Source organism: Gilliamella sp. HK2, assembly GCF_001690265.1.
Lineage (GTDB): Bacteria > Pseudomonadota > Gammaproteobacteria > Enterobacterales > Orbaceae > Gilliamella > Gilliamella apicola_C.
In genome coordinates, this window is the sequence record NZ_LZGV01000086.1 from 30201 (window position 1) to 53726 (window position 23526).

Here is a 23526-nt window from a genome sequence, read left to right on the forward strand (position 1 = left end):
AGCCTTTTCAGATAAGACTTTCACTAAGATTCACTACTCAACCGAGTTCAACTGAAATCACCCCAAATCAAGTACAATTTCGGATACAAACCCGGATACATTTGGTTCGATAATGGCGTGTATCCATAAAATGGCCTTGAGGCCTTTGTTTGCAAGGCTTAAGAGAAATCACTTGGATTTGATTTATTTTGAACTAATTTGTAACAATTATTTATTAACATTTCTAACAAAAGCTGTTTGCACAAGACTTCCACCAAGTTTTACTACTCAACCAAACTCAATTGAAGTTACCCTAAATCAAGCACAATTTTGGATACAAATCCGGATACATTTGGTTCGATAATGGTATGTATCCATAAAATGGTCTTGATGGCTTATCTTTACTGGAAAAGATGAAGATCGCTTAGATGTAAAATTTTTTTATCTATATTTTTTGGGAAGATTAAAAAGACCCTCTGGAGGAGAGAATGAAGCATCTTTACCTAGAAGAGGACGCCTATTTTTATTCATTTTATTTATATTTTCTTCTCTTCTTTTCCTTTCATTAACTAATTTAACTTCTTTTTGAATTAAATTTTCAACAAAGTCTGTTATTGTTTTATTATTTTCTTTTGCTAGTTTCTTTAACTCATCTTTAACTTTAGATTCCAAATAAATATTTAATACTTTTTTCCCTTTTACTTTATCTCTATATTTCTTTTGCTCCCAATTTTTTTTCATCTTAATTTGAAGAAGTTCTTTACTTTCTTGAGAAGAACTCCAATCGTCAAAAATATAATGCGCTATATAGTACAACTCACTAAGTTCCATATGGACTAAATCAGTGATTGCGGTGAAATCATAATTATTTGAATTTATTTTCCTTCTAATATGCATATAAAACCAATATACTTGATCTTTGTTTTTAATATCTATCCATTGAAATGGTTTAGTTTTTTTTTCTATTTCATTCCATTCACTTATTAATGAACTAAGGCTAATAGGTGTTTCAGGTGAGCTAAAATAATCACATAAAATTTTGACCCTCAATGAATGGTTATTTGAACATGCTATACTTACTCTTTGCTCTTGTGAAAAGCTATCCAAGAAATTATCTCGTAATTTTTGCAATATCCAAAAACAAGCTCTTGGGTTTTTTTTTAAGTAATCTGTTTGATATTTAAATCTTTCTTCTTCAATATTCATTTTCATAATATTTTACTCTTACTCTTCCCTATTTTTGTATCTGTATGATTTTTAAACCACTAATCAATATAAATAATTATATCTATTTTTATGTTTATATTCACGTATATTTTATTGAGCATATTTACACTCATTTTTATGTTTAATTTTACGTAGTGATTTGTTATTTAATAATTATAAGTAAAATTAAATTAATATTAATAATCAATTAGATAAATTTCAATTTTTATAATTAAGGTTAATTAATATTATTCTATAAAAGAAAATTATTAGATATATAACATTAATATTATGTTATCTGAGTACATCATCAGTTACTAAGACAATAAAAAAATAATCTTGCCTCTTATCAAATAACTCTAATTTGATAAGGGAAACTAAATGCAAAATAAAAATTTTAATATTGATAAACAACTCAATGGTCAACTCATTGCACATCTAAATCATCTACAAAACAAATACTCAAAAATATTACCTATTAGAGCTGATATTCATTATGCTAAAGATGATGAATTAAGTACTGATATCGAAACAACAAAAAATGAAATAACATTTTTCCTCTGGCAAGCTATGCAATTTGAACTTGATATTGTAGGGTATGCTGTTGTTATGGAATTCAATCAAAATGAACATATCCATTTCCATTCTATTTTTTATGTAAACGGACAAAAAAGACAAAAGTACTATCCAATTTATGCTGTATTGGAAAGATTATGGCATGAACTGACTAATGGTTACTTATATGACTGTCAGCGCAATAATTATCGTATCAACGGGTTAAAAATGATAAACCATCATGATCATGAAGCATTTTGTTCGACATGTTATATGCTCAGTTATTTAGCTAAAACAGAACAAAAAGAGCCTTTTAAAAGACGTTATAGTGATTGTCTCTTTTTAAGCGAAGTTCTTCCACCTAGCCATCGAGGAAAGCCTAGAACACTTGGTGTAAGTAAATTTTTAATACCCTCCTCTATTTAATAACACAAAAGCAATTTACTTAATTTTGGAAAATAACAATGAGTCTTTGAGAGTACGTTTAGACAAATAAACAAAAAACAAGCTTATTGATATAACTCCAATTCATATAGAGGAATAAAAAATGTATAAGTATTATGATCTAATACTAAATAAGCTAAAAACTCATAATAAATCGTTACTTACACGTTATGGGAAGCTATATCCAGTCAGAATGAATTTTGCCTATCATAATGATGCCTATCAAAGGAAACACGGAATAGATGCGTATATGGATATGTTGAACTTGTCTGATTTAACATTACTTTCTAACCATATTCTTAGCATTGTTTGGGTAATGGCTTTTGATGAGCAATATGGCTTTTATTTTCCTGCCATGTTGTATTTCGATTCAGAACAATATGCAAATTATAACGTTATTATGAAATTAGTTACTGATTGTTGGAAAAATCAAACTGATGGAAATGGTATTAATGTTGAACAAGAACTAGCTAAGAATGCTTTATCTGAATTAGCACAACTCTCGTGGGAAAAACATAATCCTCTTCGTACTTTGTATATTAAAAGTATATATACTCTCGGCTAAATCAATTGATCGTTTGTAACGATCAGTCGTGATCTTATTGATCGTTACAAACGATATGACAATACGTAATATTTTTCTAATAATGATGATAAATTTTTGTTCAAAAATAATTTAAGGAGATGAAATGACTAAACATGATTGTGGCGAATGCAATGGTAAGGGAGAAATTCCTTGTCCATTACAATATTATCCTGGCGAACCTCATCCTGAAAGCTGTCCTGTGTGTGGTGGAGATCCGAATTTTACATCTCCATGCCCAGAATGTTCGGAGTACAAGTATGGCTATTAAGTGGTTGGGTAAAAAACTTTACCAAGCAGGACACTTTGCAGTGACTGAAATAATTCCAGAATTTATTGAAAAATCTGCAAAAATGATTTTAAATTCAGATAAAGCAACAGAGGAACAAAAAGAAAGAGCTAAGAAAAGTTTAGCTCGTTATGAAAAAAACAAGAAGTAGTATTAGTAATAATCAAAAATTTTGTTCATAACTCTGTGTCATTTCTTTTTTGTTACATAGTTTACCGAAATGACACAGAATATTGAACACTCTTGAAACTCCTGCTCCTCAATCTTATTCATGAAGCAAACCCATTTATCTTGTTTGCTTCATATTTTCTCAATGTATCTCAACACTCTGATTATAAATAATTTTAAATAGATATCATTAGTTGAACACCACAATGTGTTTGTTTAATTAATATTTTTATAAGGAGTGCACCATGTTAGATCATCAAATATCGAAAATCACCTTAGTTTATTCATTAGAACCTTATTTCAATCATGTTCATTCTTTATTTAATTCATTAAATAAGGAAGTATAAATGTCAGATAAATTATCTTTATTACTTGATAGGCTCTATCAAATTTGTTTAACAGGCGGATATGGTTTAGCTTCTGCTTACACGTTAGCCGAACAACATAAAGAACGTTTTCCTTTCTATTCTGATAGCCTTGATAACCTAATTAAACAGGAAGCTAATAAAGCTGGGACAACAGGGTTTATTACTGGATTAGGTGGAATGACAAGTTTACCGATTACTTTACCTGCAAATGCTTTGAGTGTATTGTTTATTCAAATGAGACTCGCTATAACCATTGCCATTTTGCAAGGCCACGATGTGAAAGATAAGCGAATAAAAACGTTAATTTATTTATCATTATGTGTGATGGCAAGTAAATTAAAATTACAGCAGTTTTGCTTAGCTACATTGCTCAAACAACCCAGTGAAGTGGTTTGGAAAATAAATCTATCTATCACTAAACAACTTATTACTATTTTAAGTGCAAAGTATAGCGTGAAGTTAATTAAGATGCTCCCAATATTCGGCGGTGTAGTGGGAGCGGTTATTGATCGCACAGTTACCTATCGCATTGGCCAATTTGCTAAAAATCAATTTAATCAATTCAATTAGTCGAATAACACTAATAATCATTTATCTAAAAATTCATCTAGTTATGAATTTATCTGATTTATTCCCGTTTTTACATAAAGACATGGTGCTTTGGCCAAGCTTAACAGGAGAAAAAATGAAAACCAACTATTCAACAAAGCGCATTGTGACAACAGCGTTAAAATTGCTTGAAAAGCAAATGAAAATAGAAAAAAATCAGTTCACCAAAACAAAACAGGTTATTGATTATCTTAGACTAAAATTAGCACAAAAAGAACGAGAACACTTTGTTGCTATGTATCTAAATAATCAACATCAACTACTTAAAGTAGAAACACTTTTTATGGGCACAATTAACTCTGTCGAAATCCATCCCAGAGAAATAATTAAACAAGCACTTAAACATAATGCAGCAGCCATTATTTTTGCCCATAATCATCCATCAGGTGAAGCACAGCCCAGTAATGCAGATCGCAATATCAATCAAAAATTAACAGAAATACTAAATATAGTTGATATCCGAGTATTAGATCATATTGTAATTGGTCGACAATCGCATTTTTCCTTTGCAGAACAAAGCTGGCTCTAATTTTAAAAAGTCTTCAATGGATATGTATTGATCGTTTTTAACGATCAATAAGATCTTATTGATCCGTTTAAACGATATGACTTTGCTGTAATGATCAGTGAAAATTAAAAACCAAATATTCTTAAATAGAACCTAATAATTAACAATGGAGCGTATTTTTATTATGAAAAATACCTTGTTGGAGTTTTTAACTAAAAATAATTTTTATGGTGGTAAAAAATTTAGAATCAAAATGCCAATACTAATGTTCAGAAATATTATTTAGCTAATTAGAATCTATATTAAATGAAAGGAATAACAAAATGTCTAAAATAACCTTAAATTTACTCATAGCGATATCGCTATTATTTTCGCAAATTTCATTTGCAAATAACAATCCTTACCAAGATAGTGAAATAGATATAAATGACTATCAATTAAGTCAAATGAAACCAATGGCTCGTTATGATTATGTTCCCGTCTATCCCGAACGTCTAAAATCCTTTAATGAATTGCTTAAAAAAGAAATACAACATAAAAAGATTACTCTAGATCAAATTCAATGTATTGATGTTGATGAAGGTAAGTTATGTAACCATCCAAAAGTGGTTGCAAGATTAGAGTTCGATCTTAGCTATATTCTTCTTGATGGTAAAACTGAAAAAGATGTTCGATTATGGGATATGGATAATACTGATTACAAAAATGCATTTATTGATATGATTCAAGATAAGCTCGATAGCTGGTTAAACACACATGGACTTCCAATTCGTTCAAGTCGCGATCATGTATTTGCTTTAACTTTAGAAGCTAGAAAATGGTATAAAGATGCTCCATTCTATGTTATTGGCCTACAACCAACAAAAGTCGAATATATCACTTATAAATATACTGAGCCAGGTTTATCTAGAGTAGATGACGAAAACCAATATGAAAAAAGCCCTTTTTAATTTTCGCTATTTAAATTTGATAAAAACAGAATAATGGAGCAAAACAAAACGATGAAACACTTAATTGTATTATTTTTATCTATTTTATTTTCAATTAGTATAGCAAATGCAGAAAACAATGATGATATTAAACAAGAAAGATTAAATCGACATTTAGCAGTTATCAAAAATGGAGTTCATACAATAAATATCCCTATTAAATTTAAAGGAATGCGTGACTATTACAATCAAAATGATATTGCTATGGTTCTATTTGAATTACGTTATGGATTTTTAGATAAAGAGCAAAAAGATAAGTTTTGGAAAGAAAACAGTGGAACTGCAAATTGGGAATCGAAAGTAGCTAATGGCTTAACAGGTTTGATCACAGGAACATTCGAAATGGAGGGGGAGGCTGATATATTCGTTGACTATAGTCAAACACGTGAAATGGTTTACAACTATACTAAAGAGGCTAAAAGATATTTTAAAGATAATAACATCCCTGCTTATGTAATTGGTTTTCAACCTATTTTAATATCTTTCGAAAAGTTTACTATTACCGATCCTAATATGTACCCAGATGAAAAAATGATAAGTGAAAATTAATTATGGAGTTAACTAATTTTTACATAAGGATTAAATGGCCATGAAAAAACTTATTATAACTACATTTCTGTTATTTTGTAGTAATGCATTCGCTTTGCCTAATTTGATTGTAGAAAAGGATGAGTACTATAACGAACGATTAGATGACTATGTACAACAAGCTTTTATCACTTCTAAAGAAAATAATATAAAAATTAATAAGGTAGTAATCAATCGTGATAATTGCAAAATTATTTCCTCTACTGAAAACTACCTTGTTGAACTTAAATTTGGAGAAAAAGTTAAAGTAACACCTAAATTTGGTTGTGACATACTTGAAGTAACAGTCGATACAAATAAGGGAACAGAAACATATGCTTTTGATTAAAAAGGGCAATTTTTACATGAAAAAATATTTTATTATAATTGTAGTTTTATTCTTAACAGCTTGTGGTGATTCGGAGGAGGTCAAAAGAGTAAAAGCTTTAATTTACCCTCAATTAGATCAAACAATCACTGTTGGTAATGCATTAGAAAATCGTGAGATATGTAAGTCAGTGAACTGGAAATTTTTAAAAGATGAAAAGAAACGAGATATTGTTGAGTATAATTGTAATCTAGATACAAAAAATGCTGAAAAATTCTTACACGCTCAATTAGATGATGAATTAAATATTCTTAAATCAAAATTTGTAGAAACAGACATTAAAGTCTCTCCAGAAGAATATAAAAAATTCCGAATAGATGAAGTCAAAGCATCAAAAAATAAACGATACAAATACACCATTTATGAAAATTATGTTGATATAAATGCGACAGAATTTATTTATGCTAACGCAAAATTAGCGGTGTATAACTTATTAGGACAAGCATTGGATGATATAAGTAAATCAAAAGCATTTATTCGTTATCAACAGAACCGAAATTATTTTATAACTAACAAAGAAAGTATCGAAAAAATTATTTTAGAAGATCATTCTATTTCTTTACCTAATGATCTTATTAATTATATTTATTCTTCCATATATTCATCGTTAGTCGGGGATATTCATTGGATGGTTGATAGGGATAATTCCTCACCAAGCTCATCTTTTAGATGGGAAAATATTTCAAATAAAGCTATTCATAATAAAATAGAAGAAATGCTTAGTGATATTAAGGATATTCATAACCAACTTAAAAATCATAAAATTTATTTTAGTTGGTCTTATCTTTTTGAGAATCAAGGTGGTTTTATAAATCCTATCTATAATAAAAAAATTCGTTATAGCGATGAGTTACTTAAAATTGACGATGATAACGGAATGATTAATCTTGCTCATAGTAGTGCTTGTAATCGAACATTACAATATTTTTTAGAGGGAGAAACACCAAAGACAGTTAGCGTTTATGATCATAAGATAGAAACAAAAATTCCAGCAAATAATTACCGAGAACTGCTTGAATCATTAAAAACAAAAGAAAAAAATATTATTTCAAAGTTTGTATCTGATGTTTTGGTTCCTCATAACAACAAAAATAAAGCTAATATTGAGATTTTAGAAAAATTGCAAAGCAATATTAAAATCAAAAACTATGATCAAAAAATACGTTGGTCATTAGTAGGGGAACAAAAACCAGTATTGGCCAACTGTGAATTAATTGTTGAAACCAATTCATTTCCACCAGTAATTTCTGACTCTAAATTGGCTAATAACTGTTTTAGTGCTGCTTATTCAGATCAATATGTAGACTCAGTATATAATGATCCACTTTATCAGCTTTTATATAATATTAATTCTAATCTAAAAAACTAAAGATCTAATCAATATAGATATTAGGAATAGATTATTAAATAGTAAAAAAATATTGTTGCTACCTATCTATTGAATGTAATTAACCCACTTCACTCAATAGAGGTACAACAATGTCAACATTCTTATCCCCTTTGGATGCACAAACACATCCAGATTACCTAATTGATATGAAATATATCACCACACTCACTGGCATGACAGATAAATGGTTTTATGCTTTGATAAAGCAAAATAAATTTCCACCTCCTATCAAATTAGGAAGATCCTCTCGTTGGCGTCTAAAAGAGATTGAAGCATGGATAAACACCAAAGCTAATTAGCCGTTAACTTTCTATTAACCAAGGCCGCATAGTCAAATATGCGGCTTTTTTTATGTCTAAATTTTTATAATTGAGGAATTCGTTATGTCCTTAACTGATTTAAAAATTAAATCCGCCAAGCCACACAATAAGCAATATAAGCTTTCTGATAGTGATGGTTTGTTCTTACTCGTTCACGCCAATGGTTCTAAATATTGGCGTTTTCGCTATTACTTCAATACTAAAGAAAAATTAATGTCTCTAGGTCAATATCCTAATGTTTTATTAAGCGAAGCTAGAAGGCTACGAGATGAAGCCAAATTATTATTAGCTAAAAATATTGACCCACAGGTAGAAAAGAAAGCAAAACAGTCTGAAGAAGTAATACAAGTTACTTTTGAACAAGTTGCACGTAAATGGTGTACCAATAATAAAACTTGGTCTGAGCCACATAGAGCAAAAGTACTACGAACATTAGAACTATATTTATTTCCTAAAATTGGCGCTTATTCTATTTCGGCACTAACTACTCGCCAGTTAATTGTTCCAATTAAAGCGGTTGAAGAAAATGGTCGGTTTGAAGTTGCTAGCCGATTACAACAACGTACTTCAGCAATAATGCGTTATGCCGTACAAAATGGTTATATCTCTTATAACCCAGCTCAAGATTTAAAAGGCGTAGTAAGTAAAGTAAAAGTGAATCATCGCCCTGCACTTGAACTTGAACAAATACCTGAACTTTTAGAGCGCATTAATAATTTTAAAGGACGAGAGTTAACCAAATTGGCAATTAAACTTTCTCTACTTATATTTATTCGTTCTAGTGAGTTACGATTTGCTCGTTGGTCAGAAATTGATTTCGATAAAAAGATTTGGACTATTCCAGCAGAAAGGGAGGAAATTGATGGTGTCCCTCACTCTCACCGAGGTTCCAAAATGAAAACACCTCATTTAGTTCCACTAAGTTATCAAGCAATAGAAGTTTTAAAACAAATATATGAAATTAGTGGAATGTATGAACTGGTATTTATTGGTGATCATTCTGCACGAAAGCCAATGAGCGAAAACACAATAAACAAAGCATTGCGTTCTATGGGGTATGATACAAAAACAAAACTTTGTGGGCATGGCTTTAGAACAATGGCATGTAGTGCTCTAGTGGAATCAAACCTCTGGTCACGAGATGCTGTTGAACGCCAAATGAGTCATCAAGAACGTAATGGCGTTAGAGCAGCTTATATCCACAAAGCACAACATATTATCGAAAGAACAAAAATGATCCAATGGTGGGCTGATTACTTAGATTCAATCCGAACTGAGTTTGTTATGCCTTACGAATTCAAAACAAATTAAAAAACACCTCACTGTTTAATTCGTTTCTCAATATCAATTAATATTAAAAAATTAAGGAATTGTTTATGCAAACATTACCTAGTGTATCATCATACCTAAAATCCACTACGGTGGGTTCTGGTATGATCTCAGTATTTATCACCCATTTAGGAAAATATAAAGAAGGACAATTGATTGGTGAATGGCCAGAATTACCAACAACACCAGAAAAAGTAAAACAATGCTTTAAACAAATTGGCATTGATAGTGTTAATTACAAAGAGTTCTTTTTAAGTGGTTACAAATCGTCTGTATATGGCATAACAAATTATATCTCTGAACATAGCAATCTTGATGAACTAAATTATTTAGCCTATAAACTTGACGAATTAAGCCATGATGAAATCGAAATCTATGAAGCAACCATTGACATTGGCATAAATATTAATTCAATCACAGACTTAATTAATCTAATGGATAACTTAGATTGTTTTCAACGCCTATATAACATCATCAATGAATATGATTTAGGTTTCTACTGGATTGCTGAAAGTGGTTGTTACAACTTGAAAAAGTTAGGCAATCTAACCAACTACTTTGATTATGAACGATATGGACATAATATTGCGCTTGAGCAAAGTGGTTCATTCTGTTCTTGTGGCTATATTTATTATACTGGCGAAAGCTTTAGTAACAATTTTGATGGAAAATGTGTACCAGAGGAGTGTTGTGTTTTAACAAACCCAAGTGATTTTATTTTGTCATTATTTTTATCTTGTTATATATAAATTTTGCGAGCTAACAAGAAAAATTGATAAAAAGAATTTTATTTTCAAAGGTATTTATTACAGAATACTTTTTGAGGTGAAAAGGAAAGGTAAATTATTCATTTTTTCTTCTATACTTTTTATATTTTTGATATTCTATCCGGTCAATTATGAATATTGTCATGAAAAATTCAATGATGGGAAATAAGTTTTAATGGTTGATGTAATTAAGCAAAAAGATACTTCGTATAAGGTTATAGACCTTTTCTGTGGGGCAGGGGGATTAAGCTTAGGCTTTCTTCAAGGTGGCTTTAACGTTATAGCTGGTATTGATTTTGATGATAGCGCTTTAAAAACTTATGGACATAATATTAAGGGTGCCAAAGCTTTAAAAGAAGATTTATTTGATTCAAAAAATGCAATCAAAAACATTAAAGATAAATTGGATAAACAACAAATTGATATAGTGATAGCAGGCCCTCCGTGTCAAGGATTTAGCTTAACTGGTTCTAGAGATATTAATGATTCTCGCAATAAATTGTATATCGCTGTTGTCGAGGTTGTTAAAACATTTCGACCGAAAGCATTCTTAATTGAAAATGTTCCAGGCATGTCTACTTTGTATGGTGGTGCAATTAAACAACAAATTATAAATACTTTTGAAGATATTGATTATGCTGTCACTGTAACAGATAAGCCTTTACTTGCAGCTGATTATGGTGTCCCTCAGATGAGGAAAAGAATGTTTTTTGTTGGATTTGATAAAAGAGTTAATTATGATTATTTTAATTTCCCAATCCCTTTTTTAGCGTCAGATAACTATATTTCGACAGAAGAGGCTATTTCTGATTTACCTTCTCTTGAGCTATGTTTGGGAACTGAGGTTAGTTCATACGAAAACGAACCTATTAGTGAATATCAGAAAAAGATGAGAGAAGGAAGTTCAAAGCTATATAATCATGTGGGGACTAATCATACAGACGAAGTCAAATGGGTTATAAGTCAAGTGCCAGAAGGTGGTAATTATAAAGATTTACCTGACGGTGTTGGTAGTTCAAGAAAATTCAATGAAGCATGGACTCGTTATCATAGTAAAAAGCCATCAAGAACAATAGATACTGGGCATCGAAATCATTTTCATTATAAATGGAATCGAGTTCCTACTGTGAGAGAAAATGCTCGATTACAGTCTTTTCCTGATAACTTTAGATTTTTAGGAACTAAAACCCAACAAAATCGTCAAGTCGGTAATGCCGTTCCTCCTCTCCTCGCAAAGGCAATTAGTCTTCAAATGTTGAAACATTTGAGTATTGAAAAATAAAAAAACATGAGAATATGATGTCCAAATTAACTCATATAGAATTATTTTCAGGTTGTGGTGGTTTATTAGATGGTTTTGAGCAAACAGGAAAATACAACACAATAGCTGCTGTAGAATGGATGAGACCACAAGTTAATACTTTGATAAATCGACTAAAAACAAAATATAATTGTAAAGATGCTGATTCTAGGGTTTTACACTTTGATATTCAGCGCACTGATGAATTGTTTTCTGGTTGGTTTAATGATAAAGATTACGGAACATCGCATGGATTAGATTCATTAGTAGAGCACAAACCGATTGATGTTATCTCTGGAGGCCCTCCATGTCAGGCATACTCAATAGCGGGGCGTATACGGGATAATGAAGGTATGAAGAATGATTATAGGAATTTTTTATTTGAATCCTATATTAAAGTGGTAGATAGATACCAACCAAAAGTAATTGTTTTTGAGAATGTTGAGGGTCTTTTATCAGCTATACCTACAGGAGAAAAAATCACAGATCTAATTAGGAAGGCATTTGATGATATTGGATATGAAATAATTGATGATTTAAGAAAATTTGCATTATTCAACTTGAGTGAATTTGGTATACCGCAGAATAGAAAAAGAATAATAATCATAGGAGTTCGTAGAGATATAATTAGTATTGATTATCAAGCAATATTACGTGATTTTTATATCACAATAGCTGAACAGATGAAAGAACCAATGAAAACAGTGTATGATGCGATTGCTGATCTGCCTGCAATTTATCCTTTGAAAGAACTGTCAAAACGGCAAGCATATGAAAATGGTTCTTTAATTAATGGCCATTCTGTTCGTTTCCATAATAAAAGAGATCAAGAGATTTTTTATGAATTAGCAAAAGATATCCAAGACGGTAACAATACTTATTCAAATGCTACTGCACTTATTAAGTTGTATCATCAGAAAACAGGAAAAAATACAAAAGTACATAAATACCATGTTTTGAAATGGCAAGAACCAAGTAATACAATCCCAGCACATCTAAAAAAAGATGGTTTAAGGCATATTCATCCCGATCCAAATCAAAAACGCTCAATAACTGTTCGAGAAGCTGCTCGTTTACAAACATTTGATGATGATTTCTTATTTACTGAATCTCAAAGTGATAATTTTGAGATGATAGGTAATGCTGTTCCTCCATTATTTGCAAAAAAAATAGCATCGCTTGTACCTATGTTAATAGATAAAATACATAGCATAGAAAAAATATGAATTAAGTTATTTTTTGACTGAAAAGTCTGCATAATAAATGCCATCACTAATAAGAGATAGAGTGATCGTATCTCTTCCATATTGGTTCAGAGTACTCATAGTTATTTGTTCATCAACATCTATTTTTAATCGTTTACGCAAATATCGCCCTAAAATACTTTTTTTAGATACCTTTTTTCCATCTATAATTGGTGCTTTTCTTTTGTAGGAAGCTAGTTGTTTCGGATAATTTTCACCATTATATTCTTGACTACCCTCCAACGAAGCTTCCATAATGATCCCATCATCCCAAATCAATTCAATAGGATCTGAATTTCTTTTTCTTTTACCGGAAGAATTCAATTGATATGATGAATCAAAAGGTTTTATTAATGGTGTATTTGTTTTTAAAATTTCTTTTGGTAAACGAATATAAGCATCGCCTTCTGCAACATGTGCATTACTTGTTAAACGTGCTCTTCCCCAGTTTAATCCACTTGATGGTTTAATAATTTTATTACCTTTTTCAACAGAATAAAGAGGAATATCATAACTATATTTTTTAACTAAAATATTTGGTTGATTTGGCTGCGGGGTTGTTAATGCTATATCAATCACTTCTTGAGATTTTTTAATTTGCGGAGTTATTGTTGACTGGCTAATTATAAAATTATAGTAGTCTTGTAAAGGTCTAAATGTATCTCTTGTTACATCAGCCAAAGATTCTCTATAATCAGTTCGAAGGCCATTAGACGAAAAATTTGCGGAACCAATTAATGCTGCTAATATTCTATTTTTTCGTTTCCAAATATAGATTTTTGAATGTATTTCTTGATTGGTATATTTAATTGAAAGATTTTTATTATTTTTTTCTATTCTTTGCAGTGAATTTAATAACCTAGCATCAATTCCATTTTGATACATACCTCCAATTACTGTAACACTTATATCCTTAAGTTCAGATAATCTTTCTATCGGAGCTGGGCCAAGATATCCGCTAATTATTATTAATTCATCAGGAGATTCAGATAACAATTCATGTTTTGAAAAAATAACTTCTTCTAATCCTACATAAAACAACATATATTTAACCTCAAATTCTAGTTATTATTTTATAATATCATTAGAAAATGAAATAGATATATTTTTATCTAAAATAAATGAAAATATAGTGATTTAAATGTATTATTGGTATTGTTCGATTCTCCGTGAAGAGATTAGGTAAGAGTTTATTAAAAGATGTACATTAAATGTAAATGCCCCAAACTCAGTACACAACTAACGTAGAAAATACCCCAGCCCATTTTTATAGTTTATATTCAATGGGTTTATGTTATTTATTTTTTGGATATTTAAATACTATTTCACACGTATATCAATTTGATATACAATGCGTATTCATACTAAATAAAAAACGGCAATTAAAATGAGAACTGAAACCAAAGAATCGCCTATTAATATTAGAGCTAAGGCATCTCAAAAAGAATTGATTGATATTGCAGCGCATTTACTATCTAAATCACGCACTGATTTTATTTTAGAAGCGGCCTGCTCAAAGGCTGAAGATGTTTTGCTTGATCAGCGTCTTTTTTTAATCGACGATGAACAGATAAATGCCTTCAATCATGCAATAGAAGCCTCTTTTGATAGTAATGAAAAAATTCAAGCTTTATTGTCCCGGAAGTCACCATGGGAAAAATAGAAGCGCCACATTTATTGAATGAAGATCATGATGTTACGTCATTTGATTGTGAAGAGTTGTCTTTGAATGAATGGTTGAAGAAAAAATCCTTAAAAAATCAAAAAAGTGGTGCTTCACGTACTTTTGTAATTTGTGACAATAACAAAGTAATCGGCTTTTATTGTTTATCAACAGGTAGTATCCAGCATCGACAACTAACATTGAGTAGATTTAAGCGAAATATGCCCGATCCTATTCCAGTTATTATTTTAGGCCGTTTAGCTATTGATAAAAATTACAAAGCAAAAGGATTAGGTGCGGCATTATTAAAAGATGCTATATTACGCTCGAAAGAAGTCTCTAAACAAGTTGGTTCTAGAGCACTATTGGTACATAGCTTAACAGATGAAGCCAATGCGTTTTATATTAAATTTGGATTTGTTGATTCTGGAATTCAGGAAAGAACAATGCTAATCTCTTTATGGTAATAAAATTAGGCTTAATTGTACATTTTTAAAGCAGATCAATTTAAGGATACAAATACGGGTACATTTTTCATCTAAATTTCTCAAATCCAGTAACCACAAGGCTTCAACCCACATCTTCGATTCCGCGTCCGGGCACCAATCACCAAATTCTAAGACCTGCGTCTAGCATTTTTTATGTCTAAATACTTTTCAGATAAGCCTTTCACCTTGTTTTACCGCTAAACTGTGTTCAATTGAAATTAAGTTAAATCAAGTAGTAAATTAATTTTATATTATTAATTTAATGATTATTTTATTTACAATAATTATAATACATTTTATAAAAATCAATTATTAAGTCACAAGCTCTATAATAAATTTAGAACTAAACATAAATTGAGAACAAATCAAAGAATCTATTTATATGTTCTTTTTTAGTAATACCTTTAATATGAATTGAAAATGGCACGATTTTTGCATTTTATATCGGTTACACAGTATTGAACTACCGTTATGCTTGTGTTAGAAATTATTTTCAATCAAAAATGGAATGATATTGTAAATTCCTAGGCAATATCGTAATTTTAATTATGGTGCATTTTGCACTACATTAGTGCAATGGATAGCAAAAATATGTATTTAAACAAAGTAAAAGCTAATTGATGTAAAAATCAAAATTAGAGTGTTTTACTAAATCTGTATTTAAAAAATATTAGAAATACAATGATCTTGACTCTATTTAATTATTACAAAATAGGTTTACAGTTAAATAATTGGGGTGGTTTTATGAGTAATCAAAGGAAATATAAACGTAAATTTTTATTGGGCGCGGGGCTAATAACGATGCTTGCTAGCGCACAACTTCATGCTGCAGGAACGTTAGTTTATTGTGCAGAGGCTTCACCTGAAACATTTAGTCCGCAGTTAGTGACAAGTGGTATTTCAATGGATGCTAGTGCAGTGCCTGTTTTTAACCGTTTGGTGGAGTTTAAATTAGGCACTACCGAAATCCAACCTGCTTTAGCAAAATCTTGGGATATCAGCCAAGATGGTTTGACTTATACTTTCCATCTACGCGATGATGTTAAGTGGCATAGTAATAAAGAATTCAAACCAACACGAAACTTAAATGCTGATGATGTTATTTTTACATTTATGCGACAGAAAGATAAAAATCATCCTTATCACAAAGTTTCTGGTGGACAATATGAATACTTTGAAAGCATGGGGTTCCCAGATTTAATCAAAGAAATTAAAAAGATTGATGACCATACTGTTGTATTTGAATTAAACCATCCAGAAGCCCCTTTCTTAGCTGATTTAGCAATGTCATTTGCTTCCATTTTATCAGCTGAATATGCCGATGCTATGCTTAAAAATGGCACACCCGAAAAAGTTGATTTAGTCCCCATTGGCACAGGGCCGTTTACTTTTGTTCAATACCAAAAAGATTCAAGAATTCTTTATAAAGCCAATCCCGATTATTTTGGACCTAAAGCCCAGCTTGATCGTTTAGTGTTTTCAATTACACCAGATCCAGCAATTCGTTATGCCAAGTTACAAAAAGGAGAATGTCATGCGATGCCATATCCAAATGTAGCTGATATTGAACGAATGAAATCTGACAAGAATATTGTTGTTAAAGAAATGGCTGGAGTTAATATTGGTTATTTAGCCTATAATATGGATAAGCCACCACTTGATAACTTACAAGTTCGTCAAGCATTAAATATGGCCGTGAACAAAGATGCGATTATAAAAGCTGTTTTTCAGGGTGCGGCAAAACCCGCTAAAAACTTTATTCCACCATCAATGTGGGGTTATAACGATGAAGTAAAAGATTATCCTTATGATCCAGAACAAGCAAAAGAGTTATTAAAATCAGCGGGATTAGAGAAAGGGTTTACTATCAATTTATGGGCAATGCCTGTGCAGCGTCCATATAACCCTAATGCACGCCGTATGGCTGAAATGATTCAAGCCGATTGGGCTAAAATTGGTGTAACAGCTAAAATTGTGAGTTATGAATGGGGAGAATATTTATCTCGTATTCGTGATGGCGAACATGATGCAGTACTAATGGGATGGTCGGGAGATAATGGTGACCCTGATAACTTTTATTCTGTTTTAATGAGTTGTGATGCGGTTAAAGCAGGCCCAAACTATTCACACTGGTGTTATAAACCATTTGATGATTTATTACAGCAAGCTCGCGTTGAGTCTAATCATGAAAAAAGGGTTGAGCTTTACAAACAAGCACAAGTTGAGATGCATAACCAAGCACCTGCACTAATGATTGCTCATTCAATGATTTATCTACCGATACGTAAAGAGGTTAAAGGTTATATTATGGCTCCTTTAGCATTACATAATTTTAACCAAGTTACGCTTGAAAAATAACATTCCTTGCGATTAACCACATAGGTGGTTAATCGCTACATTAGGTTTGATTGAGTACTATAAATATATTTATATAAAATTATCTATTTTATAAACGATAGTTTAGAAGCAATATTTAAGAGCCACTACATGTTTCAATTTATTTTAAAACGGTTAGGTGTACTTATCCCGACTTTTATCAGCATTACACTGCTGACTTTTATTTTCGTTCACCTTATTCCTGGCGATCCGATTACGATACTTGCAGGAGAGCGAGGTTTAACACCAGAACGCCATGCTGAACTAATAACACAATTTGGTTTAGACAAGCCACTGTATGAGCAATATTTTCAATACATTATAGGTATGTTTCATGGCGATTTAGGCATCTCTTTTAAAAGCCAAATCCCAGTATGGGATGAATTTGTACCCCGATTTAAAGCAACTTTTGAGCTTGGATTTTGCGCGATGTTGTTTGCAATTAGTTTTGGGATTCCAATTGGCGTGCTTGCAGCAGTAAAACGCGGATCAATATTTGATCACACAGCTATCGGGTTGTCTTTAACGGGTTATTCCATGCCAATTTTTTGGTGGGGAATGATGCTCATTACGTTAGTTTCTGTGCATTTAAATTTAACGCCAGTATCAGGTCGTGTTAGTGATATGCTTTTCTTAGATGAAAGTAAACCTTTAACCGGATTTATGTTAGTTGATACTTTATTATGGGGTGAAGAAGAAGATTTTATAGACGCAGTTACTCACTTAATTTTACCTACCATTGTATTAGGTACCATTCCATTAGCGGTTATTGTCCGCATGACCCGTTCTTCTATGTTAGAAGTGTTGAGTGAGGATTATATTCGAACAGCACGAGCTAAAGGCGTTAGTCGAATACGAATCATCCTTATTCATGCATTACGCAATGCGATGATCCCTGTGATGACTGTCATCGGTTTACAAGTTGGTACAATGCTTGCTGGTGCAATACTGACCGAAACAGTCTTTTCATGGCCAGGAATTGGTCGTTGGTTAATTGAAGCGCTACAACGTCGAGATTACCCCGTAGTACAAAGTGGTGTTTTACTTGTTGCGGTCATGATTATTTTGGTGAATTTATTAGTTGATATGTTGTACAGCGTTATCAATCCGCGTATTAGGCATAAATAAGAGTGTGTTTACAAATGAATAAACAGGTTATTACTGAATCGACCAATACGAAAGACATCAGTTTGGTTGAACCTAAGCCATTAACGCCTATGCGTGAATTCTGGTTTTATTTTTCAAAAAATAAAGGTGCTGTCGTTGGATTAGCCTTTATTATTATTGTTGTTTTACTTGCTGTTTTTGCTAATTTAGTTGCACCACATTCTCCTTCTGAACAATTTAGAGATGCTTTATTAGCACCACCTGTTTGGATGAAAGATGGTAGCTGGCAATTTATATTAGGGACAGATGATGTGGGGAGAGATATCTTATCGAGGCTCATTTATGGTGCCCGCTTATCTTTATTGGTTGGTTGCTTGGTCGTCATCATCTCATTGATTTTAGGTATTTCAGTGGGATTGATTGCGGGTTATGTAGGTGGCTTTTTAGACAACATCATTATGCGTGCTGTCGATATCATGCTTGCTTTACCTAGTTTACTGCTTGCACTTGTTTTAGTTGCGATATTTGGTCCATCGATTGTGAATGCTTCAATCGCATTAGCTTTTGTTGCATTACCTCATTATATCCGTCTAACCCGCGGAGCGGCGCTTGCTGAAATTAATAAAGACTATGTGATTGCTTCCCGAGTTGCTGGGGCAGGTGCTTTACGGCAGATGTTTATAAATATTCTGCCAAACTGTTTAGCACCATTAATTGTGCAAGCTTCATTAGGATTTTCAAATGCGATTTTAGACATGGCGGCATTAGGTTTTTTAGGAATGGGGGCACAGCCACCGACCCCAGAATGGGGAACTATGCTTGCTGACGTATTGCAATTTGCACAATCAGCATGGTGGGTAGTTACCTTTCCTGGCTTAGTAATTTTAATGACAGTGTTAGCTTTCAACTTAATGGGAGATGGTTTGCGAGACGCACTTGATCCTAAATTGAAGCAGTAATGGAGATACAGTCATGGCACTATTAGAAGTAAAAGAATTATCTGTTCAATTTGGTGGATTTAAAGCGGTAGACCACATTAGTTATGACGTTGAACAAGGACAAGTTGTTGGTATTGTGGGTGAATCAGGCTCAGGCAAGTCAGTGAGTTCACTCGCCATAATGGGGCTAATTGATTTACCGGGTAAAGTCAATGCCAATGCATTACATTTTGATGGTAAAGACCTGCAACAGATCTCAACCAAAATGCGTCGTAAAATTGTGGGTGCAGATGTGGCAATGATCTTTCAAGATCCGATGACAAGCTTAAACCCATGTTTTACCATAGGCTACCAAATCATTGAAACATTAAAAATTCACCAAGGTGGCAGTAAAAAGGCACTCAAAGCAAGAGCGATTGAACTGCTTAAATTAGTGGGTATTGCTGATGCGGAAAATCGATTAAATGTTTATCCGCATCAGTTATCTGGTGGAATGAGCCAACGCGTCATGATCGCAATAGCCATTGCATGTAACCCAAAGCTCTTAATTGCTGATGAACCAACAACTGCGCTTGATGTTACAATTCAAGGGCAAATTATCGAGTTATTGCTAGAATTGCAACGCAAAAATAACATGGCATTAGTTCTTATTACGCATGACTTAGCGTTAGTTTCTGAAGCGGCACAAAAAATTATTGTGATGTATGCTGGGCAAGTTGTTGAAATAGGTGATGCTGAAATCATCTTTAAAAAACCATTACATCCTTACACACAAGCATTATTACGCTCGCTGCCAGAATTTACGCAAGACAAAGAACGATTAGCATCGTTATCGGGTGTCGTACCAGGAAAATATGATCGGCCAACAGGCTGTTTACTCAATCCACGTTGCCCTTATGCTACTGAACGCTGTTATATCGAAGAACCTGCATTAATGAGTTATTCTACAACTAGAAAAGTAAAATGCCATTATCCATTATCAAGCGAAGGAATACCACAATATGAACAATAATATGGAAAATAAAGAATTACTGCTTGATGCTCGAAACTTGACAAAATATTATCATGTTAAAACGGGGCTCTTTTCTGAAGCTAAACAAGTTAAAGCTGTTGATGGGGTATCTTTTACATTAGGTAAAGCCAAAACACTGGCGATTGTTGGTGAATCGGGTTGTGGTAAATCCTCATTAGCAAGATTATTGACCATGATCGAAAAACCCACATCAGGAGAACTTTATTTTAAAGATCAGAATCTATTGGATGATGATCTGCAAGCTAAAAAATTGCGTCGCCAAAAGATCCAAATTGTTTTCCAAAATCCATACTCATCACTCAATCCACGCAAGAAAATCGGTTCCATACTAGAAGAACCGCTAATTATCAATACCGATTTAACAGCAAATGATCGTAAAGCAAAAGTACTATCAATGATGAAAAAAGTTGGATTAAAAGAAGAGTTTTATAATCGTTATCCACATATGTTTTCAGGGGGACAACGTCAACGCATTGCTATCGCAAGAGGTTTAATGCTTGATCCTGAAATAGTGGTTGCTGATGAGCCCGTTTCAGCACTAGATGTTTCTGTGCGTGCACAAGTGCTAAATCTGATGATGGATCTACAGCAAGATCTAGGTTTATCTTATGTTTTTATTTCTCATGACCTTTCGGTTGTTGAACATATTGCTGATGACGTCATGGTGATGTATTTAGGGCGCTGCGTTGAACAAGGGCGGAAAGATGAAATCTATCGTAACCCTGAACATCCATACACTCAAGCGCTATTATCAGCAACACCAAGATTAAATCCAGATCTTAGACGAGATAGAATCAAATTAGAAGGGGAATTACCAAGTCCTCTTAATCCTCCTTTGGGTTGTGCTTTTAATGCTCGGTGCCGTTTAGCATTCCCACGTTGCACAATTGAACAACCGCAACTTATTAATTATAACGAACATAAAATTGCTTGTTTCTGTATAGAGGAAAAAAATAATCATGGATAATAAAAGTGACAGTTAATTCTGTCACTAAATTCTATAATAAACCTACTTATTGTATTTTTCTTACTTACATAGAAATTGCCGATTGTTATATGTGAATGCCAAATCGATTAAAAAATATTGCCTCAAACTTATTAAGTAATAATGCTGAGAGCTGGATGAGTAAAACAAGCTCAATCTTTAAAACTTTTTACTACGCAATTTATTCCACACTCAATACCTAGTGATACGGCAACATAAACATAATACAATAGTAAAAATTAAAAAATAGCAATTGATTATAAAAACAGCCCAAACTAACAAAGCTTGGGCTGTTTGCTTAATCACGCTTTAAACGTGATCCAAGGTTTAAGTTTTACCACAGACTGAATTAGATCAGCATTTTCTTGCGATTCGATTACAGGCGTAATCGGTTTATAGGCCGCAGGAGCTTCTTCACGTAGACGTTCCTCTTTTAAGGTAACACATTGCCATGGCAAATTAACTTTATCAGACACCACTTTTTTGCTACGCATTGATTGCCGTCTTTCAGCTCTACCCGCACCATGCGAGCAAGACCATAACCAATCTGAGTTCCCTTTGCCAACCGCCACATAAGAGTAATCGCCCATCGAGCCAGGAATTAATACGATTTCCCCTTGGTTAGCCGGCGTTGCCCCTTTGCGGTGAATATTCATGCCATGCTCAGGTAAAATAATATTATGCGAAATATCCACGATTAACTGGCTATTATCGTGTTTAAAAATCGCCATGAATTCTTTACGTATCAATTCAGTGATAACAATTCGATTGATCCAAGCATAACGTGCAGCAACGCCCATAGCTTGTAAGTAATTTTCAGCATTATCATCGGCCAAACCAAATAATCCTGATGTTGGATATTTTTCGTTTACTGGCCATAATTCTTTGGCTTTATCTTGCCAACGCTTGCCAATATAAAATCCCACATCCCGTGAACCAGTATGAATCATTATCACAACAGCATCTTTCTTTAGCCCCATTTGATAAGCTAAGTGTCGATCAAGGATTTCATCAACAATTTGTAACTCAACAAAATGGTTACCTGAACCAACGGTACCTAAGCTTGCTGGGCGGATAATACTGCGTGACTCAAAAAAGGCCTCTGGCGCGTATTTGCTATCGGCAGTGATTAACGACTGTCCTGATATTTGATTAATTTCGGCAAGTAATCGCTTAACATTAACCTCTTGCCACAAACCTTGTTGTGGTAATGCTGCAATCCATTCTGCGATTCCTTGATCAAACAACGCTTGAAAAGATTGTGGTGTAACAGGAACATCTCGCTCATCTTGCAGTAATACACGTTTTAGTTGCGCAATAATTGCTGATTTTTGGTCATGCACTTGATCATAGCTTAAGCCTGTTGTTAAAAGGCGCATACCACAGTTAATATCAGTGCCAATAGCTGCTGGAATAATTAAATCTTCCGTTGTTGCCACAATACTGCCCACTGGCGCAATTGCACCTGGGTGAAAATCGGGAGTAGCTCGAGCGGCACACACGTGTCCTAAGCTATTAGGTACCTTGACCGATGCAAAATCCAGTAACTGCTTGACAGCTTTTTCTTCTAAAGGTAAAGCCTGCGGTAATAAAACTTGAGCGGTCGTATTTTGTTGATTAAAAGTATAAATATCATTATAAAAATGACTTTCAATCCCTAGTCGGGATAAACGTTTTTGTAAACGGGTAAATGTAGACATCATTGCCACCTAGAAAACAATAAAAAACGGTCTCCTCTGTTGAGAAGATAATTACTGTTTTCCTGCAGCAGCACGATTCAGGAAAGCGAGCGCATTCTATACAAAAAATATTTAGCTGTAAAGGTAAAAATATTGATATTTAATAAACAATATATTAGCATCATAGGGTTTCATATCAGTATTAAATCAAAACATAAAATTTAAATGGGAAAATAATGAATTATTATGGGTAT

The 23526-nt window shown here is 32.7% G+C and carries 24 protein-coding genes; 21 read left to right on the forward strand and 3 right to left on the reverse strand.

Going from position 1 to position 23526, the window contains the following annotated elements; all coding sequences use genetic code 11:
• Nucleotides 1-420: 420 nt before the first annotated feature.
• Complete coding sequence (locus A9G45_RS08900) at nt 421-1191, reverse strand: hypothetical protein (protein WP_065568237.1); 771 nt, start codon at nt 1189-1191, stop codon at nt 421-423.
• A 375-nt stretch (nt 1192-1566) separates the two neighbouring features.
• On the opposite strand from A9G45_RS08900, the gene A9G45_RS08905 reads away from it, so the two are divergent.
• The 14 genes from A9G45_RS08905 to A9G45_RS08970 all read left to right on the forward strand — a co-directional run bounded on the left by A9G45_RS08905 (nt 1567) and on the right by A9G45_RS08970 (nt 12985).
• Complete coding sequence (locus tag A9G45_RS08905; RefSeq protein WP_065568236.1) at nt 1567-2166, forward strand: inovirus-type Gp2 protein; 600 nt, start codon at nt 1567-1569, stop codon at nt 2164-2166.
• 121 nt (nt 2167-2287) lie between these two features.
• Nucleotides 2288-2749 carry a hypothetical protein gene (locus tag A9G45_RS08910; RefSeq protein WP_065568235.1) on the forward strand — a complete coding sequence of 154 codons (462 nt, stop codon included), beginning with the start codon at nt 2288-2290 and terminating at the stop codon, nt 2747-2749.
• Nucleotides 2750-3027: 278 nt separating this feature from the next.
• Nucleotides 3028-3207: a hypothetical protein gene (locus tag A9G45_RS14115; RefSeq protein ID WP_131798866.1), complete on the forward strand. Its 180-nt coding sequence runs from the start codon at nt 3028-3030 to the stop codon at nt 3205-3207.
• Between the two features lie 364 nt (nt 3208-3571).
• On the forward strand, nt 3572-4162 hold the full coding sequence (locus A9G45_RS08920) for an EcsC family protein (RefSeq protein ID WP_065568233.1): 591 nt from the start codon (nt 3572-3574) through the stop codon (nt 4160-4162).
• A 115-nt stretch (nt 4163-4277) separates the two neighbouring features.
• Entirely contained in the window at nt 4278-4730 is a 453-nt protein-coding gene (gene radC, locus A9G45_RS08925) for a RadC family protein (RefSeq protein WP_065568232.1), read from the forward strand.
• Between the two features lie 302 nt (nt 4731-5032).
• Nucleotides 5033-5659 carry a hypothetical protein gene (locus A9G45_RS08930; protein ID WP_065568231.1) on the forward strand — a complete coding sequence of 209 codons (627 nt, stop codon included), beginning with the start codon at nt 5033-5035 and terminating at the stop codon, nt 5657-5659.
• Nucleotides 5660-5710: 51 nt separating this feature from the next.
• A complete protein-coding gene (locus A9G45_RS08935; protein WP_065568230.1) occupies nt 5711-6247 on the forward strand; it encodes a hypothetical protein in 537 nt (178 codons plus the stop codon).
• 40 nt (nt 6248-6287) lie between these two features.
• A complete protein-coding gene (locus A9G45_RS08940; RefSeq protein ID WP_065568229.1) occupies nt 6288-6614 on the forward strand; it encodes a hypothetical protein in 327 nt (108 codons plus the stop codon).
• A gap of 16 nt (nt 6615-6630) precedes the next feature.
• Nucleotides 6631-8022: a hypothetical protein gene (locus A9G45_RS08945; RefSeq protein ID WP_141673650.1), complete on the forward strand. Its 1392-nt coding sequence runs from the start codon at nt 6631-6633 to the stop codon at nt 8020-8022.
• Nucleotides 8023-8132: 110 nt separating this feature from the next.
• A complete protein-coding gene (locus A9G45_RS08950) occupies nt 8133-8342 on the forward strand; it encodes a helix-turn-helix transcriptional regulator (RefSeq protein WP_065568227.1) in 210 nt (69 codons plus the stop codon).
• Nucleotides 8343-8426: 84 nt separating this feature from the next.
• Complete coding sequence (locus A9G45_RS08955; protein WP_065568226.1) at nt 8427-9674, forward strand: tyrosine-type recombinase/integrase; 1248 nt, start codon at nt 8427-8429, stop codon at nt 9672-9674.
• Nucleotides 9675-9739: 65 nt separating this feature from the next.
• Nucleotides 9740-10441, forward strand: coding sequence for an antirestriction protein ArdA (locus A9G45_RS08960; RefSeq protein ID WP_065568225.1), 702 nt, complete (start codon nt 9740-9742; stop codon nt 10439-10441).
• A gap of 193 nt (nt 10442-10634) precedes the next feature.
• Entirely contained in the window at nt 10635-11741 is a 1107-nt protein-coding gene (locus A9G45_RS08965) for a DNA cytosine methyltransferase (RefSeq protein WP_065568224.1), read from the forward strand.
• A 17-nt stretch (nt 11742-11758) separates the two neighbouring features.
• Nucleotides 11759-12985: a DNA cytosine methyltransferase gene (locus tag A9G45_RS08970; RefSeq protein WP_065568223.1), complete on the forward strand. Its 1227-nt coding sequence runs from the start codon at nt 11759-11761 to the stop codon at nt 12983-12985.
• A gap of 6 nt (nt 12986-12991) precedes the next feature.
• Here A9G45_RS08970 and A9G45_RS08975 read toward each other — a convergent pair whose 3' ends face one another.
• Nucleotides 12992-14047, reverse strand: coding sequence for a restriction endonuclease PLD domain-containing protein (locus A9G45_RS08975; protein ID WP_065568222.1), 1056 nt, complete (start codon nt 14045-14047; stop codon nt 12992-12994).
• Between the two features lie 343 nt (nt 14048-14390).
• On the opposite strand from A9G45_RS08975, the gene A9G45_RS08980 reads away from it, so the two are divergent.
• The 7 genes from A9G45_RS08980 to A9G45_RS09010 all read left to right on the forward strand — a co-directional run bounded on the left by A9G45_RS08980 (nt 14391) and on the right by A9G45_RS09010 (nt 21575).
• The gene (locus A9G45_RS08980) at nt 14391-14666 is read left to right on the forward strand and encodes a type II toxin-antitoxin system TacA family antitoxin (RefSeq protein WP_065561594.1); all 276 of its coding nucleotides are present in this window, start codon (nt 14391-14393) and stop codon (nt 14664-14666) included.
• On the forward strand, nt 14663-15133 hold the full coding sequence (locus tag A9G45_RS08985) for a GNAT family N-acetyltransferase (RefSeq protein ID WP_442903049.1): 471 nt from the start codon (nt 14663-14665) through the stop codon (nt 15131-15133). The genes A9G45_RS08980 and A9G45_RS08985 overlap by 4 nt, the downstream gene beginning before the upstream one ends.
• A 765-nt stretch (nt 15134-15898) precedes the next feature.
• On the forward strand, nt 15899-17512 hold the full coding sequence (locus A9G45_RS08990; protein WP_065568292.1) for an ABC transporter substrate-binding protein: 1614 nt from the start codon (nt 15899-15901) through the stop codon (nt 17510-17512).
• A 129-nt stretch (nt 17513-17641) separates the two neighbouring features.
• Nucleotides 17642-18658 carry a dipeptide ABC transporter permease DppB gene (dppB, locus tag A9G45_RS08995; protein ID WP_065568220.1) on the forward strand — a complete coding sequence of 339 codons (1017 nt, stop codon included), beginning with the start codon at nt 17642-17644 and terminating at the stop codon, nt 18656-18658.
• Nucleotides 18659-18672: 14 nt separating this feature from the next.
• Complete coding sequence (dppC, locus tag A9G45_RS09000) at nt 18673-19596, forward strand: dipeptide ABC transporter permease DppC (protein ID WP_065568291.1); 924 nt, start codon at nt 18673-18675, stop codon at nt 19594-19596.
• Between the two features lie 13 nt (nt 19597-19609).
• The gene (gene dppD / locus A9G45_RS09005; protein WP_065568219.1) at nt 19610-20587 is read left to right on the forward strand and encodes a dipeptide ABC transporter ATP-binding protein; all 978 of its coding nucleotides are present in this window, start codon (nt 19610-19612) and stop codon (nt 20585-20587) included.
• Nucleotides 20577-21575, forward strand: a complete 999-nt coding sequence (locus A9G45_RS09010) for a peptide ABC transporter ATP-binding protein (RefSeq protein WP_065568218.1) — start codon at nt 20577-20579, stop codon at nt 21573-21575. Before dppD ends, A9G45_RS09010 begins: the two co-directional genes overlap by 11 nt.
• A gap of 320 nt (nt 21576-21895) precedes the next feature.
• On the opposite strand, the gene A9G45_RS09015 is transcribed toward A9G45_RS09010, so the two are convergent.
• Nucleotides 21896-23293 (reverse strand): RtcB family protein, encoded by a 1398-nt coding sequence (locus A9G45_RS09015; protein ID WP_065568217.1) that lies wholly within the window; start codon nt 23291-23293, stop codon nt 21896-21898.
• Nucleotides 23294-23526: the final 233 nt, after the last annotated feature.

Excerpts from the sequence above, each read along its gene's own strand:
- A9G45_RS08900 (WP_065568237.1), bottom strand. The coding sequence starts at position 1,191 with ATGAAAATGAATATTGAAGAAGAAAGATTTAAATATCAAACAGATTAC.
- A9G45_RS08905 (WP_065568236.1), top strand. The coding sequence starts at position 1,567 with ATGCAAAATAAAAATTTTAATATTGATAAACAACTCAATGGTCAACTC.
- A9G45_RS08910 (WP_065568235.1), top strand. The coding sequence starts at position 2,288 with ATGTATAAGTATTATGATCTAATACTAAATAAGCTAAAAACTCATAAT.
- A9G45_RS14115 (WP_131798866.1), top strand. The coding sequence starts at position 3,028 with ATGGCTATTAAGTGGTTGGGTAAAAAACTTTACCAAGCAGGACACTTT.
- A9G45_RS08920 (WP_065568233.1), top strand. The coding sequence starts at position 3,572 with ATGTCAGATAAATTATCTTTATTACTTGATAGGCTCTATCAAATTTGT.
- radC (WP_065568232.1), top strand. The coding sequence starts at position 4,278 with ATGAAAACCAACTATTCAACAAAGCGCATTGTGACAACAGCGTTAAAA.
- A9G45_RS08930 (WP_065568231.1), top strand. The coding sequence starts at position 5,033 with ATGTCTAAAATAACCTTAAATTTACTCATAGCGATATCGCTATTATTT.
- A9G45_RS08935 (WP_065568230.1), top strand. The coding sequence starts at position 5,711 with ATGAAACACTTAATTGTATTATTTTTATCTATTTTATTTTCAATTAGT.
- A9G45_RS08940 (WP_065568229.1), top strand. The coding sequence starts at position 6,288 with ATGAAAAAACTTATTATAACTACATTTCTGTTATTTTGTAGTAATGCA.
- A9G45_RS08945 (WP_141673650.1), top strand. The coding sequence starts at position 6,631 with ATGAAAAAATATTTTATTATAATTGTAGTTTTATTCTTAACAGCTTGT.
- A9G45_RS08950 (WP_065568227.1), top strand. The coding sequence starts at position 8,133 with ATGTCAACATTCTTATCCCCTTTGGATGCACAAACACATCCAGATTAC.
- A9G45_RS08955 (WP_065568226.1), top strand. The coding sequence starts at position 8,427 with ATGTCCTTAACTGATTTAAAAATTAAATCCGCCAAGCCACACAATAAG.
- A9G45_RS08960 (WP_065568225.1), top strand. The coding sequence starts at position 9,740 with ATGCAAACATTACCTAGTGTATCATCATACCTAAAATCCACTACGGTG.
- A9G45_RS08965 (WP_065568224.1), top strand. The coding sequence starts at position 10,635 with ATGGTTGATGTAATTAAGCAAAAAGATACTTCGTATAAGGTTATAGAC.
- A9G45_RS08970 (WP_065568223.1), top strand. The coding sequence starts at position 11,759 with ATGTCCAAATTAACTCATATAGAATTATTTTCAGGTTGTGGTGGTTTA.
- A9G45_RS08975 (WP_065568222.1), bottom strand. The coding sequence starts at position 14,047 with ATGTTGTTTTATGTAGGATTAGAAGAAGTTATTTTTTCAAAACATGAA.
- A9G45_RS08980 (WP_065561594.1), top strand. The coding sequence starts at position 14,391 with ATGAGAACTGAAACCAAAGAATCGCCTATTAATATTAGAGCTAAGGCA.
- A9G45_RS08990 (WP_065568292.1), top strand. The coding sequence starts at position 15,899 with ATGAGTAATCAAAGGAAATATAAACGTAAATTTTTATTGGGCGCGGGG.
- dppB (WP_065568220.1), top strand. The coding sequence starts at position 17,642 with ATGTTTCAATTTATTTTAAAACGGTTAGGTGTACTTATCCCGACTTTT.
- dppC (WP_065568291.1), top strand. The coding sequence starts at position 18,673 with ATGAATAAACAGGTTATTACTGAATCGACCAATACGAAAGACATCAGT.
- dppD (WP_065568219.1), top strand. The coding sequence starts at position 19,610 with ATGGCACTATTAGAAGTAAAAGAATTATCTGTTCAATTTGGTGGATTT.
- A9G45_RS09010 (WP_065568218.1), top strand. The coding sequence starts at position 20,577 with ATGAACAATAATATGGAAAATAAAGAATTACTGCTTGATGCTCGAAAC.
- A9G45_RS09015 (WP_065568217.1), bottom strand. The coding sequence starts at position 23,293 with ATGTCTACATTTACCCGTTTACAAAAACGTTTATCCCGACTAGGGATT.